Source organism: Thermogemmatispora sp. (genome assembly GCF_042408735.1).
In the GTDB taxonomy this organism is placed as follows: domain Bacteria; phylum Chloroflexota; class Ktedonobacteria; order Ktedonobacterales; family Ktedonobacteraceae; genus Thermogemmatispora.
In genome coordinates this window covers 19520-33522 of sequence record NZ_JBHOQV010000204.1, presented here as the reverse complement: position 1 = coordinate 33522, position 14003 = coordinate 19520, and the positions used below count along the sequence as shown (strand labels likewise).

The following is a 14003-nucleotide window of genomic DNA, read 5'->3' as shown; positions in this document are numbered from 1 at the left end:
GCGCTTGCACGGATAGGCAGGCCGGCGCTGACCCCGGAACAGCCGGCCTGCGACGGACCGGATTAGCGCGGTGGAAAGAGGTCGCCCGGCAGTGGCTGCAGCTCGTTGCTGTCCAGGGTCTCAAGCAGCATGCGAAAAGGCCCCTGACGGATCGAAAGGCTAAGGAAGGCCCGGACAAAGGGCTGCTCCTTGAGGGGAAGGCCCGAGGCTGGGTGTAGGGCCGCCGCGACGGCGCGGATGAGAGCCACTTCCTCCTGCCGCCCGGCGAACTCGAAGAGCTGGCCCTGGCGACGCAAGCGGCTTTCATAGAGCAGGCGCCAGGCGTCGTCGATCAGTTCCTCCAGAGCCTCCTCGACGACGCTTTCAAGGGCCTGACGCCGATCGCTTGTGGTTTGCTGGCTTTGCTTGTGGCTGCGTCCCCGGCCCCGACTGCCGGCCCCAGGGACATGGGGGAATTCGATGGTACCCCAATAGCGGGCCATAAAGGGTTGGATGCGTTCCAGAGGCTCGTACATCCAGGAGGCAAATTCGGGAAGTTGAAAGAGCTGGTCGCCTCGTTGGACGAGCGGGAGCAGCTCGGGTCTGAAGGGTTGCGGCTCCAGGGCGGTGGCCATGAGCTGGCTCTGATGTTGGTGCATCTCAGCGGAGAGCAGAGGGCGCCAGATGGCGTAAGCAATGGGCAGCTTGTGGCGCCCGCGACGGTTGAGGGCGGCGGCCTCGGCGATGAGGGCCAGGCAGTAGGCCGGCGGCACGGCGAAGTTGGTGAAGCCCTGGTCGCTCATCTCGCGAACAAGGCGCTGCCAGCGCTCGAGGGCCATTTCGTCCGTGCTATAGCAGTCTTTGATGCCCCATTGGTCTTGATAGAGGAGGTTGATCCCTTTGACGGTCTCTTCGGACTGCTTCCAGGCGAGCATGATGATCTGGGAGCCGCTGCCGTCGATAAAGCTGACCCGCGCTTCATAGAGTGGATAGGCGGGGCGAGCCGCATCGGCCAGAGCCTGGGCCTCGGTGCCGGGGGCGGCCAACATGGTGAGGCGCCCAAGGGCGGCACGCGCGTGTTGCTTGAGCAGACGGTTTGAGCTGCTGGTGAGCAGGTGATTGAGGGCGGGAATGGCCTGGGGGGCGGCCAGGCTGCCAAGCTGTTCCAGGGCGTCAATGGTGGCCATTACTACCCGCGTCGATTGGTTTTCGAGGAGGGGAATGAGCAGGTGAACAGCGCGGGGGTCGTGGCTGCGCCCAAGCCAGTCGACGAAGCCGAGGCGCCTCTCGAGAGGCATGCTGAGGACGTCTTCCAGGACAGCCTCTACCCCAAGCTCGCTTTTGCCAACCAGTTCCAGCAGCCGGCTCTGCATCTGAAGCATGGCAGCCTCGGGGTCGTTGAGGTATTCGACAAGACCTTCTTCGGCCAGCTCGGAGTTGAGTTCTCTGAGGACAGGCGCCAGGGTGAGCTTGGCAATGTCGCTGACGGTCGGGTCGGTGACAAAGTCTTCGAGTACTTCGCGGTCGTCTTCGGTGGCAAGGTGCGAGAGGATATAGACCGCGGTGGAGTGGGCCACCGGGTCACGGCGGCGGAGCAGGGCCAGGACTTTCTCACGCGCTCCTGCTATCCATTCCTCGTCGAGCCGCTCCAAGTAGGTATCCATCTGGAGCGGGTCGACGGCGTCGCGGTGACAGAGGATGTCGAGGACCTCGTCAATGCTCGGCGACGGCATTCGGTTTCTCTTCTTTGGCATGCCTCTCCCTCTTTTCTCTGCGCTGTTCTCCACTACGGTCGAGGGGATGGGACGACGCTTCTCCTCTTCGCTCATCGATCGGTCCTTTGAGTTGCTCTTTCTTTGGTCGGCCTGTCAGCCAGCAGACCTCTCATGTCGGCTGGTAGCGGCCTCTGCTCGCTCGAGGCCGCCGCGGCCAGAGCTGGTTCTGAACGGGGACGGTACGCTCCAGCCGGTGGCCTCGCCTTCCTTGGCTTCGCTTTCGGCAAAGTTTGCTTGCTTGGTGGCCTCGCTCCAGGGGCGGTGGTTCAGGTCGCGCTGCTCTATCGAGTGGATTGTACCACGTCAGGGGTCGCAAGTCGATAGCAGGCCGGGCCGGCCTGGCAGTCTGCCATGCTCAGAAGAGGCTCTCGTCTCGATAGGGCCGCGGAGGCAGGACCAGGGCCGAGGCGGGTGGCTGGTCCAGCTCGTTGAGAGCTTCGCTGAGCAAGGCCAGGCTGATGAGAAAGTCGTCGTGGCCCTCGCTGGGGTTGACATACATGTCAAGGCCGCTCTCGCCAAGCAGACGGTAGCGGGCCTGGCGGAGCTGCCGCCAGCATTCGTCAGCGATGGCGGCGGGGGCACTGGCCGCAGCGTAGAGCTTGAGGCGCCCGCTGTTGATGGCGGCCAGGAACTGGTAGGTCAGGCGCGATTTGCTGGGGCGGGTGAAGGTGAAGGCGAGGAGACGCTCGTCGCCCAGACGGCTGCGCAGGAGGGAGGCCAGCCCTGCCCCCAGGCCGGTGGCGTCGATGATGAGGCGGCGCAGGCGCCAGCGCTCGGCCAGGGCCAGGAGAGCGCTGTATTGCTCAAGATAGGGACGCCCCGTCCACCAGCACTGGTGGACGACGTGCAGGCTGGCAAGTCCCAGCTCGGTCTGGCCGAGGCGGGCGATGGTCAGGACGCTGCTGTCGCGCTGGCGCCGGTAGGCCGTGGGCTGGTTGAGGAGGGCAAGCTGCTCTTCGGGCCGCGGCTCTTCGCCTCCGACGTCGATAGCCGCAACGTAGTGCTCCTCTTCTTGAGGCTCCTCTTGCCAGAGATGGCTTCCTTGCAGCAGGTTGCGCTGCAAGGAGGTGAGCAGATGGCCGGCTCCGCTGATGGGCTGCAGCAGGTACTGGGTCTGGATGGCAGGATGGTTGGCTCCCAGGCGCTGGATTTCGCTTTCGACAAAGCGGCGGTAGGCAGGGTTGATTGCTGCCAGGGCGCGCCAGTCGTATTCGAAGTGGGTCCGCGCTCCTCCCTGCTGCTGACGCTCGAGGTTAAAGGCTCGCTGACGGGCCAGGAGGGTGTCATCGCTCCAAGCGGTACCGTAGAGAACAGTGGTGGCGTTGGTAGTGGCGGCCATAGGGCGGAAGTCACGGTCGAATTTGTCAGGGCTGACGTCTTGGGCTTCGTCGATCTCCAGGAGCAGACTGGCGGTGGCTCCAACGACGTTGCTCTCGGGAGCGGCTGAGAGAAAGAGGATGCGCGGCCCGCTCTGGCGTCGGATAAGCTGCGGGTCAGCCCGCGGCGCCAGGCCGAGCAGATGATCCCCGCTGCGCCAGAGGCGCTCGGCCAGGGGCGAGGATTGGATCAGGCCAAGCAGGCGCCGACGACTGGTGAGGAGCTGAGGCTTGAAGGTGGGAGCAGCTTTGACAATGGTGCCTTCGGGAGCGTTGGCTAAAAGGTAGGCTTCGAGGACGGCAGAGAGCTGATTTTTGCCCATCTGACGCGCCAGCATGACGCTGAAGATCTCGCCTTGCCCGCCACGGATAGAGTCGAGGATGGCGGCGGCGATCTGGCATTGGTATGGATAGAGCGGCTGCGCCAGGACGTTGCAGGCAAAGTGCTCTATGTCGCTTTCTGGTGCCAGGGCTGGCAGCCAGGGGGAGAAATCAGACATGGCAGGGAGAGAGAGGCCGATCTACTTTGCTAGCCAGCGTTTGACGCGCGAGCGGGCCAGGCTGGCTTGAGCCTGCACTGCAGGTCGGTAAGGAGAGAAAGCCGGCTAGCCCAGCCGCTGCTGCGCTCGAGAGCGGGCTTTCTCTGGCCTCATCCAGCGGTCACGAAAGGAGGCGCATGAGGCAAAGCCAGAAGACACAAAGGCCTGGCCCGCTCAGCGATAGTGGAGGAGCCTGGAAGGACCGGCTCGCGTTCCAACGGACCGAGAAGGTTTTCGAACGCTACCTGCAACCGGTCCTTAAGGGAAGTATAGCATGCTCGTCCAGGGGCTGGCAAGGGGTGGCGCCAGCGGCTCCGGCGGCCTGGGAGCTGAAGTCCCTCCCTCCGTGCCCTTTCGCCTGTCATCGGTAATTCCAGTAACACGGAGCCTGGCTTCTTTGAAGAGAATCCTGTGAAGAGGACGATGATCCCTGCCGGGCAGGAGGGTCACTTTGCTGCCCGCACGGACCGTGGGAAAGGATCGCAAGAAGGAATGAAGCGTGAGCCAGCGCGTAGCAGGCTGTCGGCTGTGCCACCTGCGACCACCGAGGCAGCTCGGGCCGAACTGGAGCGGTATTTGATCGAGCACAGCCAGACGCTGCTTGAGAACCTGCGATTCTATGTTGTGCGCCTGGGACTGGCCCCAGAGGGGGAGGCCCGTGCTATCGCGCTGGAGGTCTTACAGGAGGTGGCCGTTGAGGCGCTGGGCCATGCTGCCCGCTTCGAGCCGGGCCGTCAGCCACTGGCCTGGTTGCTCGGGATCGGTATGAACGTGATCCGGCGCTATAAGGCCGAGCGGGCGCGGCAGAGGCAGCGCGAGCTTTCTCCGGCCTACCTGGCCACCAGGCTGCCGCTGGAGAAGACGCCCAGCGAGCTGGAGGTGTTTGATCAGCTGCAGGCGGCGGCGAGCGGGCCAGAGGAGGAAGTCGAGGCCGAGGAGGCAGCACTAGCCTTGTTAGCGCTGGTCGATCAAGAGGATCGCGAGGTGCTACACCTGGCGCTGGTCGAGGGCTGCGAGCGCGAGCTGCTGGCCAGACAGTTGGGAATCAGTCCGGGAGCGGCCCGCGTGCGCCTCCATCGGGCGCTTCAGCGCCTGCGACGGGCCTTCCAGCAGCGTGCCACCTCCAATCTGGGAGCAGGCGGCTAGCGGCCTGGCCATTCTCAGCACGGCGCTCGCCCCGTTGAGAATGGCCAGGAGCAGGGTCGGCCCGATGCAGTCCGGCTCAGTGAGCGTCTTTATTGCCGACAGACATTTCATCGGAAGCTTCGGGAACAAGAGCAGAGAAGGGATCGATCAATGATGAACAAGCATGTAGAGGATCACTCGCTGCCCAAGCATGAGCAGCGCGCGCGTTTCTTGCGGCGCTATCTGACCGCTCTGGAGGGCGGCGATGAGCAAACCCTGATGGCGCTGCTGCAGGAGGCCAGCGCCGATGCCAGTCTGGAGCGCCTGCTGCTCGAGGCCAATGCTGCCTGGGTAGCAGAGGAAGGGCTGACGGCGAGCGCCGCCGAGGGGGCCGAGGCTCGCCAGCGGCTTGAGCAGGTCTTGCGCCAGCGAGAGGGGCGCCAGCCGCAGCCGGCTCCCAGCCATGAGGGATCGCTCCTGGGTCCGAATGGACCGCGAGTGCGTCCAGTACAGGTGCCACAGGGACGGCGTGTGCCTGTCCGCCAGCTTCTGCGCCGCTCTTGGATGATGATTGCCGCTGCGGTGCTGCTGTTGGCCTTGCTGATCGTCGGTAGCAGCACTGGCCTGGCGGCAAGCCTCCTCTCTTTCTTTAGTGTACAGCGCTTCCAGCCGGTGACGGTCAGTCAGCAGACGATGCGATCGGCTCAGCTTCCACGCCTGAGCGACCTGGGCGATCTTCAGGGATCGCCAACCCTGCTGAAGTCGCAGCGCAATCTAACGCGCGCCGAGGCTGAGCGACTGGCTGGCTTCCCCATTAAGCTACCAACGAGCCTGCCCGCCGCTTTCAGCGGTCACCAGCCAGGTATTGATGTGCTGGAGGGCGGCCAGGCGACCTTTACATTCCGCGCGGCCAACGCTCGCGCCTATCTGGCACGCGTCGGCCATGCTAATCTGACTGTTCCAGCCCAGTTGGACGGAGCGACTTTCGTGATCCGTGTCTCGCACATCGTCGAGACGCACTATGTGAGCAGCAGCGGGAAGGTGCTGCTGATTCTGCAGACGCCATCGCCGACGATCGAGGCGACCGGTAAGGCTTCGCTGGAGGACCTGCGCGATTTTCTGCTCTCCCTGCCAGGCTTGCCTCCTTCACTGGTGCAACAGTTGCGTCAGATTGACCTGCGCAGTGGGACGGTGCCGATCCCAGTTCTGACGGGGATGGCCTCGCAGACGGTCTCGGTCCAGGGCCAGACAGGCCTATTGTTGACCGCTAACCAGCTTGCTTCGTCCGATAGTGTGACGAAGACAGATCTGCCGATCGATGAGGGGCTGCTCTGGCAGGCTGAGGGCCGTATCTATGCGGTGGGCGAGAGCGGCCACGATCAGGCCGAGCTACTGAGCGTGGCCAATAGCCTGCGCTGAACCGGCGCGGGCGACAGGTCCAGAGGTGGTCTCAGGCCAGGCGTGCCGGTGGCGCTGGCCCGGTTCGCCTGAGCCTGGGGCCTGCCAGGCGCGCCGCAATCGGCTTCCGAGCGCGCCGCTTCGTTGGTGTGTGAACGGCAGATCGGCGGCTGCCGCTCGCTCTCCTCTCGTGGGACAGGGCGACGGCAGGCCGGTCTGCTCTTTTTGGGCCGGCCGAGTGGAGGGACCCGTCGCTCCGGCGCCCGTCTCGCCCGCCGCCCGCAACCTCCTCGTCGGTCGATGGAAAGAAAGGTTATTTTGCTAGTGATGCTGCAGAGGATAGTACGAGTTTATGGAAGCGCGAGAGGAACGTGAGCCGGCGATCGAGGTCAAGGGACTGACCAAGCTCTACCGCCGCTTGCTGGCGGTTGATCACGTGAGCTTCGTGACCTATCGCGGCGAGGCTTTTGGCTTTTTGGGTCCGAATGGGGCGGGCAAGAGCACAGTGGTGAAGATCTTAACAGGCCTGGTGCAGCCGACAGAGGGAACGGTGCGCATTCTGGGGCGTCCTCTGGGAGACCGCGAGGTGCGGCGCCGCATCGGCTATCTGCCAGAGCTGCCTACCTTTCACCGCTGGCTGACGGCGGAGGAGTTCTTGAATTTCCACGGCTCGCTCTATGGGTTGCGTGGCTCGCTGCTGCAGGCCCGTATACACGAGGTGCTGGAGCTGGTTGGTCTGGCAGGCCGCGAGCGCCAGCGCCTGGGCACCTTTTCGAAGGGAATGTTGCAGCGCATCGGATTGGCTCAGGCCCTCTTGAATCGCCCGGAGCTGCTGATTATCGATGAGCTGTCGACGGGCCTCGATCCAGTGGGGCAGCACGATCTGCGCAGCCTGTTGCTGGATCTGAAGCGCCAGGGAACGAGTATCTTTATTAATTCTCATCAGCTTCCCGATGTAGAGGCCCTCTGTGATCGAGTGGCCATTATTAATCTGGGGCGCATTCTGAAGGTCGGAGCCCCAGAGGAGCTGTTCGATGAGCCGCTGCTAGTGGAGGTGCGCGCGGAGCCGCTCAGTGAGGGGCTGGTACAGGAGCTAAGCCGGCTGGCGCTGTCAGTAGAGCGCGATCCCTACGATCCTTGCCGCTTGTTGCTGCGCTTGCGACACGAGGAGCAGAGCGCGGAGGTGGCGGCGGCGGTCCACGCCTGCGGCGCGCGCCTCTATCGCCTGGCCCCGTACCGACGCTCGCTGGAGCAGGTCTTTCTGCGCACGATCGAGCTGTCGCGCAGCCTGCAATAGGTCTGTGGAGGAGGTCCGCTTCGTTATGGGTTGGTTGGTTATCGCTCGCTTTACGATCAAGGAGATTGTGCGCCGCCGTATCTTTCTGGCGGTGGTGATTCTAACGCTTCTGCTGCTGGGCCTCTTTACGTTGCTGCTGAGCGCTCTGGTCGGGAATCTGCAGCGGGTCCAGCCGGCCGACTATGATCTTCTTTTGCTGGGCATTGGGGCTTTGATGGCAGTGCTGGCAAGTTGGTCTGTCTATCTGCAGTCCAGCTTGATGACTCTGCTCTTGACAGCGGGGATGCTCTCTGGAGAGATCGAGGCCGGGACGCTGTCGGTGATCGTGCCGAAGCCGCTGCATCGGGTGGAGATCGTCTTCGGGAAGTGGCTGGCCTATGCGCTGGTCCTGAGTGGCTATACCGCCGTACTGGAGCTGGGCTTTCTAGGGGTGATCTATTGGAAGACGGGCTACTGGCCCGAGGGGGTGGCACAGGCCCTGGCTATGCTAGAGCTGGGGATGCTGAGCTTGCTGGCCTTGCTGACACTGGGAAGCGCCAGTCTGCCAACGCTGGCCAATGGGGCGATTGCGGCTTTGCTCTTTCTGGGGACGCCGATGGCTGGTTTCGCCCGCGTGGTCACACAGATCACAGGCGAGAGCACAACGGTGGATCGCATTAAAACGCTCTTTGAACTGTTGATGCCATCCGACGCGCTCTGGCATGCGGCTTCCGCAGCCCTGTTGCCTCCAGCGGCCCAGGACCTGATCGGCATCCACCAGGTACAGGATGTGCCGATCATTGGGGCCCAACCGCTGACCGCCGGTATGGCGTTGTGGGTGGCGCTCTATGTGGTGGTGCTGCCGCTGTTGGGAATGCTGCGCTTTGCTCAGCGCGATCTGTAGCGGAGCTGGTTCTTCTGGCCCGGCCGGCGAGACGGCAAGGCCAGCAGGACCGGCAAGGAGGGACCAGGGGGAGGCTCCGACAGATCCCACTCCGGCCTTGCCGGTGGCGGGTCCGCCTCTCCAGAACCTCCCCACTTGCTCTATGAAGAACGCCATGAAGTTGTTGCCCGCGTCCCGTCAGGCAAGGTCGCGCAAGAGATGGGCCTGGATCGGCTGACGTAGGGTGCGTAATGCCTTGACTTCGATTTGGCGAATGCGTTCGCGCGTCAGTTTGAAGTGCGCGCTCAGCTCTTCAAGAGTGTGACAGTAGCCGTCGGCCAGGCCGTAGCGCATCTCGATGACTTGCCGCTCGCGCTGGTTGAGTAGCTCCAGGGCGCTGGCGATCTGGTCGCGCAAGGCCCGATGGGTGACGGCCTCCGCCGGGGCGGTGGCACGGGTGTCTTCCAGGGTGTCGGCCAGGTGATAGGGTTCGTCGTCTGTCAGGGGCGCGTCGAGTGAGATGGGGTTTTCGGCCATCCCTTGCAGCTCGACGACGCGCTCTTTGCTGAGCCGGGCCGCGCGCGCAATCTCTTCGGCTTCAGGATCACGTCCCAGCTCCTGGTAGAGATGGCGCGTGATGCGCTTGATTTTGTAGATCATTTCGACAACATGCACCGGTATGTGGATGGTGCGCGTGTGTTCAGCAACGGCCCGGCTGATGGCCTGACGAATCCACCAGGTGGCGTACGTGCTGAAGCGAAAGCCGCGGGTGGGATCGAATTTCTGGGCTGCGCGAATCAGGCCAAGGTTGCCTTCTTGCACCAGGTCGAGCAGGGAGATACCCTGCGTGTTGTAGCGCTTGGCAATGCTGACGACAAGCCGCAGGTTGGACTCGACAAGCCGCTGCTGGGCTTCGATGTCCCCCTCCGCAACTCGCCGCGCTAGTTCCATCTCCTCCTCGGCGCTTAGCAAGGGGTAGCGCCCGATCTCTCCGAGATATTTGCGAATGGCATTGTCCAGGGTCTCTTCGGCTTCTTCTTCTAATTCCTCTTCTTCCCCTCCGAGCAGGTCGTCATCCCTAAAGAGTTCGTCTTCATCCTGGTAGAAGGCCAGTACCGGCTCTTCTTGACATCCATGCTTGGCTCTGCGTGCGTTCCTCAGCGCTCTTCGCGCATTGGTTGCCATGTTCTTTTTCCTGACTCCTTTACCTCTCATAACCACTTCCCACGTGTTGTTGCCGGGGCAAAACCCGAAATTTTTTCGGTCTCTTTCCCCCCATTCTTACTTAGTGCAAGAAATGTGCCAATATCTAAGTATGCGCGGCGATGACGATCCTTTCATGCCTTTGTGCACAAAATAGGGCTAGCTTGCCGTAAATTTTTTCGGGGTGCTGCGGATTTTTCCCCATCCAGGCACCCCGTTCCCTGTTTTCGGCCGCCGCTCTGCGCAAAACGCGCACCCGCTGCGGTTCTTTTGGCATGGGACCGGTGCGTGGCTGAGCGCCTCTCTCGCGCTCTACCGGTCCGAGATCTGCCAGGCTGGCTGACTGACTGGCCGGCCGGCCGCGCTCCGTGAATTGGCCTTGCCCTTCCGCTGTATGGACGGGGCTGAGTATGGCAGGGATGAGCTGGCTATGCATGTTTTTGGATCTCGCTCCGGCGCCAGGCGCCTGCTTCAGTGCTCGCGCTGCGGGCGCGCGTTGGCCACGGGAGGCCGACGCTGCCCTTTCTGTGGTAGAACGCTGGCGACCAGTTGGGAAAATTTCCACAGCCGGGGAACGGTTCGCCCGGGCCAGGCCGGCCCACGTCGGCGCCCCAGCAATGGCGCTGGCTCTCGAGCTGGCCGGCAGTCAGGCCGCCCGCCCGCGTCGGCGCGAACCGGTGATGGGAGGCAATCCGTACCGCTGCCGCCTGGCCGTCAGGTTTTGGTGGACCGCCCGGCTCTGGCCGACTGGCCGACGCGCCCACTGCCGCGCCTGGCCGCTGGGCGGGCGGGAGTGACTGGCGTTTCTGGCCCGTCGACGCTGGCAGAACGACGTCGGGCACGGCTAGCTCTGGTGAGAACCCTACCTTTGGCGCGCCTGGGGAGACGGATCGGGCTTACGGGCCAGGTTGCTCTTCCGCCGACGGCGGCTGCTACTCCTCCTTCGCTGCCGGCCTGGTCGCGGGGACGAGCTCGCCGAGAGGGACTGCTCTGGTTCGCTGGGACGCTGGCTTTGTTGGCAGTAACGGCGGCTCTGGCGCTGGCAGCGCTGTTGAGTGCTGGCCGGCTAGTGTGGGGTGCAGCACCGGCTCCAGGCCCCGCTTCTTCATCCGTACAGGGGGTGGGACTGACGTCGGCGCCTGGCCTGCGGCTAGTGCGCCTGGATGGGGGCCGGCTCTGGCCGGGGGCGTTTCTACGCCTGGGCGGGAGCGGCTTCAGCGCTTTTGCTCCGGTGCGCTTCTGGTTGGATGGAAGCCTGGTGTTTGTGGATGAACGCGGCTGGCCGCTGCTGGTGGAGGCCGATGGAGCGGGTCATTTTACGGCGACGCTGCATCTGCTGCCGTCCTGGCCCCTGGGTCGCCACAGCCTGCTGGCGCGCGATCTGCAGACAGGCGCGGGGACGTTTTTGCCATTGCTGCTGGAGTTGCCGCCTTCGGCTGACCGGCAACCCCAGAGACTGGCCGACTCTTCCAGTCTGGCTCCGGGACAGCGGCCCGCTGCTCTGGCCCACCGGCGTGGTATAATCCAATGATCGCCCGCGCTCTCTGTCTTGCTGACAGGAGCTTCGGCGGGCGATCGCTCTATGGCTGTGATGTACCCTGAGAGAGGATGCGTGACGATGGCTCAGACGATGTCTCCTTATGAGCGGGTGCGAGCGGCTCTGGCCGGGGAGGCGGTGGATCGCGTGCCGTTTGTCTTCTGGCATCACTTCCGCCCCGAGGGGTCGGGGGAGCGCCTGGCTCAGTTGACGCTTGAGTTTTTTGTGGAAAAGTTTGCGCTGGATATTATTAAGGTAATGCCGGATCTGCCCTATCCGCTGCCGACCGATGGTTCAGCACGCCTGGAGGAGCTGGCCGGGCATCCCCGCCTGGATCTGGCAACGCCCAGCTTCCGGGAGCAGGTGGCCTGTGTGCGAGCGATCCGCGAGCGGGTCGGGACGGAGTATCCGCTGATAGTGACGCTGTTCAGCCCGCTGACCTATGTGATGCGCGCTATCGGCAAGAAGCAGGCGGCAGAGATGATCCGGGCCCAGCCAGACCTGGCGCGCCAGGCGATGGCGACGATCGCCGAGAACCTACGCCTGCTGATGGCTGAGCTGCTACGGGCGGGGGCCAGTGGGATTTTCTTTTCGTGTATGGGGGCAACGACAGCAGATTTGACGCGCGAGGAGTATCGCGAGTTGGGCCGTCCCTACGATCTGGCGGCTCTGGAGGGGGCACAGGCGGGCTGGCAGAATGTGGTCCATGTGCATGCCGATCCCGATCAGACAGAGGATGAGGTCTATTTCGAGAGCTTTACAGACTATCCTGTGCAGGTACTGAGCTGGAGCGACCGGCTAACGGGTCCGAGCTTGAGCGAGGCACTGCAGCTGACATCCAAGACCTTGATGGGCGGCCTACACGAGCGTGGCCCACTGACCCGTGGAAGTGAGGAGGAGCTGAAGAATGAGATCTTATCGGCGATTTCGCAGACGAATGCGCGGCGGCTGATTCTGGCAAATGGCTGTTCGGTGCCGGATGAGACGCCGGAGGAGTGGCTGCATCTGGCCCGCCGCCTACTGGAGACGCCAGGGCTGGCCCGCCCGGCCTGAGCAGCCTGGGGCCTGCGGCGCCTCCAACGCTGCATGGCGAGAGCTGATCTGGGGCCGCACCCGGACCGCCAGTCTACTGAGGTCGGCTGGCAGGGAGCGGCCCGGCTTCACTCTCTTTAGTTGCTTACTCGCACTGCTCCTCGGATCGGAGACGCCCACGCTCAGCTCGGTCACCGCGACCTGCAGGGCCTCGGCGAGCCAATCGAGAGTATCCGCGCGGATGTCGCCAGGCTAAGGGCCACGCCCAAAAGAGGCCTTGGCAAAGCGATAGCTGACACCGGAGCGTCGGGATAGCCTGGTTCACCGAGAGATCCCTTCCGCTCGGTGGCCCCTCTTACAGGCAGATATCAGATTTTGCTTCTATCTCCTCGCCCTGATAGCTGCTCACTCTGCCACCGTCTCCTCCCAAGCCCACTCGCCAGATACTGCTCTCCCAAATCTGCACACACATCTCACTTTGGGCAGGATCTGGGTTCAGGATTGCCATGTCCTTCATTTGATTTCCTGCGGCCGGCGGCATGATCGCTCACCCGGCCCGTCGACGATCCCCGGCCTCTCTTTGATGCCCAGGCCGCCGAACCGCCAGGCTCGCCTGATCCATACGCCCACCCAGACCTTCCAGACGGCCCCAGCTAGGAATTTCACTCTTTAGTGATATTTTGCGAGCAGTTGCAAGCCCCTTTCCTCAGATGTCAGGGCTGCCCATGTAAAGACTATAAGAATAAGCGGCTCCAGACCTTCACCGGTATTCTTTCTCATGCCAGTCAATCGGCTTCATGCCTGCGCAGCTCGTTGCAACATTCTCGAAGAGGGCGCAGGCAGGCAAAGGAGAGAGAAGAGATTGGCAGAGAGCGAGGTAGTACGCTTGGGAAGGAAGACTGAGGAGAGAATACAAAGCGATCATCCTCTCTCTGCACTCCCGGCGGGATCGGCCTGGTAGGCCTGGCAGAAAGTTATCAGCGCCCGCATGCAGGGCATTGGAGAGCCAGGGCAGCAAGCCGGGCCTCTGGCTGAGGCCGCAGGGGCACTGACGAGACAGCAACAGGCGCAAGTAGAGGCGCCGGTAGAGGAGCGAAGCCAGACGCTGATCATACACGGACCGAGGCCTGGTCGAGTGCCTTCACTGGGGAAGCCGTCCTTGCCATGACAGGCACCGATAGAGGCCGACATCTAGACATGGGGATAGAGGAAGATAGCGATCCTGCCACGGAGACGTGGTTGGTAGCGGGAAAGGCGAGGATCGTGGCGAGAATCAAGGCGTGAGTCGTGGAGAAAGTGGTGATACTAACGGCAGTCCTGGTTGCAGCGAGAGTACTGGATCGAGGAGGCATACCAGGCGGGGGTCACAGCCCAAGAAAAGGTGAGGGCCATAGCGCTGGCCCTGGCGAGGATCCAGGAGCGCAAAGCCTGCCCCGAGTCCGGAGGGGAGAGCGATGCGGCGGCGGACGGCAGCCCAACCAGGCCGGGTCGACGATGAGAGAGCGCGCTGGGAGAACGATGAGAGAGCGATCCGCGGGCGAGTGGGGCTGTGCCTCGTGTGGCCTCGGACCTTGGGTCGAAAGCTGGTACTTAAGCAGGAGATCGCTTCCATCGTACTCAGAGTTTGCGAGCGAGTCCCCTATCCAGGCTTCGACGCTGTATTGGTCCTTTGGGAAATCGGCGCGTTCCCTCAGCCAGAAACTGGGAGAACGAGTCGCTTCCCTTCTTTTGCTGGTTCGGACCAGAGGGAGGAAAAGAGCATGCCCGTCTGGCCTGGGACGAGAGGACGGTCTGCTACCAGACGAGCAGCCAGTTCCGGTAAGAGAGGAGAGAAGAGCCGAGCAAAGCCTGTGGAAGTCTGCACGAGCAGAAAGCCCAGG

Annotated in this window: 9 protein-coding genes; 6 read left to right on the top strand and 3 right to left on the bottom strand. The window is 63.2% G+C overall.

Going from position 1 to position 14003, the window contains the following annotated elements:
- Positions 1–62: 62 nt before the first annotated feature.
- Both ACFMO7_RS21660 and ACFMO7_RS21655 read right to left on the bottom strand, forming a co-directional pair.
- Positions 63–1712 (bottom strand): HEAT repeat domain-containing protein, encoded by a 1650-nt coding sequence (locus ACFMO7_RS21660; RefSeq protein WP_376797563.1) that lies wholly within the window; start codon positions 1710–1712, stop codon positions 63–65.
- A gap of 397 nt (positions 1713–2109) precedes the next feature.
- The gene (locus tag ACFMO7_RS21655) at positions 2110–3630 is read right to left on the bottom strand and encodes a hypothetical protein (protein WP_376797562.1); all 1521 of its coding nucleotides are present in this window, start codon (positions 3628–3630) and stop codon (positions 2110–2112) included.
- A 531-nt stretch (positions 3631–4161) separates the two neighbouring features.
- Here ACFMO7_RS21655 and ACFMO7_RS21650 point away from each other — a divergent pair.
- The 4 genes from ACFMO7_RS21650 to ACFMO7_RS21635 all read left to right on the top strand — a co-directional run bounded on the left by ACFMO7_RS21650 (position 4162) and on the right by ACFMO7_RS21635 (position 8372).
- Positions 4162–4815, top strand: a complete 654-nt coding sequence (locus tag ACFMO7_RS21650; RefSeq protein WP_376797561.1) for an RNA polymerase sigma factor — start codon at positions 4162–4164, stop codon at positions 4813–4815.
- A 150-nt stretch (positions 4816–4965) separates the two neighbouring features.
- The gene (locus tag ACFMO7_RS21645) at positions 4966–6213 is read left to right on the top strand and encodes a hypothetical protein (RefSeq protein ID WP_376797560.1); all 1248 of its coding nucleotides are present in this window, start codon (positions 4966–4968) and stop codon (positions 6211–6213) included.
- Positions 6214–6544: 331 nt separating this feature from the next.
- Complete coding sequence (locus ACFMO7_RS21640; protein WP_376797559.1) at positions 6545–7489, top strand: ABC transporter ATP-binding protein; 945 nt, start codon at positions 6545–6547, stop codon at positions 7487–7489.
- 25 nt (positions 7490–7514) lie between these two features.
- A complete protein-coding gene (locus ACFMO7_RS21635; protein ID WP_376797558.1) occupies positions 7515–8372 on the top strand; it encodes an ABC transporter permease in 858 nt (285 codons plus the stop codon).
- A gap of 177 nt (positions 8373–8549) precedes the next feature.
- Here the strand turns inward: ACFMO7_RS21635 and ACFMO7_RS21630 are convergent, their stop codons facing one another.
- Positions 8550–9536 carry an RNA polymerase sigma factor RpoD/SigA gene (locus ACFMO7_RS21630; protein WP_376797557.1) on the bottom strand — a complete coding sequence of 329 codons (987 nt, stop codon included), beginning with the start codon at positions 9534–9536 and terminating at the stop codon, positions 8550–8552.
- A 448-nt stretch (positions 9537–9984) separates the two neighbouring features.
- Between ACFMO7_RS21630 and ACFMO7_RS21625 the strand changes: the two genes are divergently transcribed.
- Positions 9985–11085 (top strand): hypothetical protein, encoded by a 1101-nt coding sequence (locus ACFMO7_RS21625; RefSeq protein WP_376797556.1) that lies wholly within the window; start codon positions 9985–9987, stop codon positions 11083–11085.
- An 87-nt stretch (positions 11086–11172) separates the two neighbouring features.
- Positions 11173–12144 (top strand): uroporphyrinogen decarboxylase family protein, encoded by a 972-nt coding sequence (locus ACFMO7_RS21620; RefSeq protein ID WP_376797555.1) that lies wholly within the window; start codon positions 11173–11175, stop codon positions 12142–12144.
- The last annotated feature ends 1859 nt before the right edge of the window (positions 12145–14003 follow it).

Excerpts from the sequence above, each read along its gene's own strand:
- ACFMO7_RS21660 (WP_376797563.1), bottom strand. The coding sequence starts at position 1,712 with ATGCCGTCGCCGAGCATTGACGAGGTCCTCGACATCCTCTGTCACCGC.
- ACFMO7_RS21655 (WP_376797562.1), bottom strand. The coding sequence starts at position 3,630 with ATGTCTGATTTCTCCCCCTGGCTGCCAGCCCTGGCACCAGAAAGCGAC.
- ACFMO7_RS21650 (WP_376797561.1), top strand. The coding sequence starts at position 4,162 with ATGAAGCGTGAGCCAGCGCGTAGCAGGCTGTCGGCTGTGCCACCTGCG.
- ACFMO7_RS21645 (WP_376797560.1), top strand. The coding sequence starts at position 4,966 with ATGATGAACAAGCATGTAGAGGATCACTCGCTGCCCAAGCATGAGCAG.
- ACFMO7_RS21640 (WP_376797559.1), top strand. The coding sequence starts at position 6,545 with ATGGAAGCGCGAGAGGAACGTGAGCCGGCGATCGAGGTCAAGGGACTG.
- ACFMO7_RS21635 (WP_376797558.1), top strand. The coding sequence starts at position 7,515 with ATGGGTTGGTTGGTTATCGCTCGCTTTACGATCAAGGAGATTGTGCGC.
- ACFMO7_RS21630 (WP_376797557.1), bottom strand. The coding sequence starts at position 9,536 with ATGGCAACCAATGCGCGAAGAGCGCTGAGGAACGCACGCAGAGCCAAG.
- ACFMO7_RS21625 (WP_376797556.1), top strand. The coding sequence starts at position 9,985 with ATGCATGTTTTTGGATCTCGCTCCGGCGCCAGGCGCCTGCTTCAGTGC.
- ACFMO7_RS21620 (WP_376797555.1), top strand. The coding sequence starts at position 11,173 with ATGGCTCAGACGATGTCTCCTTATGAGCGGGTGCGAGCGGCTCTGGCC.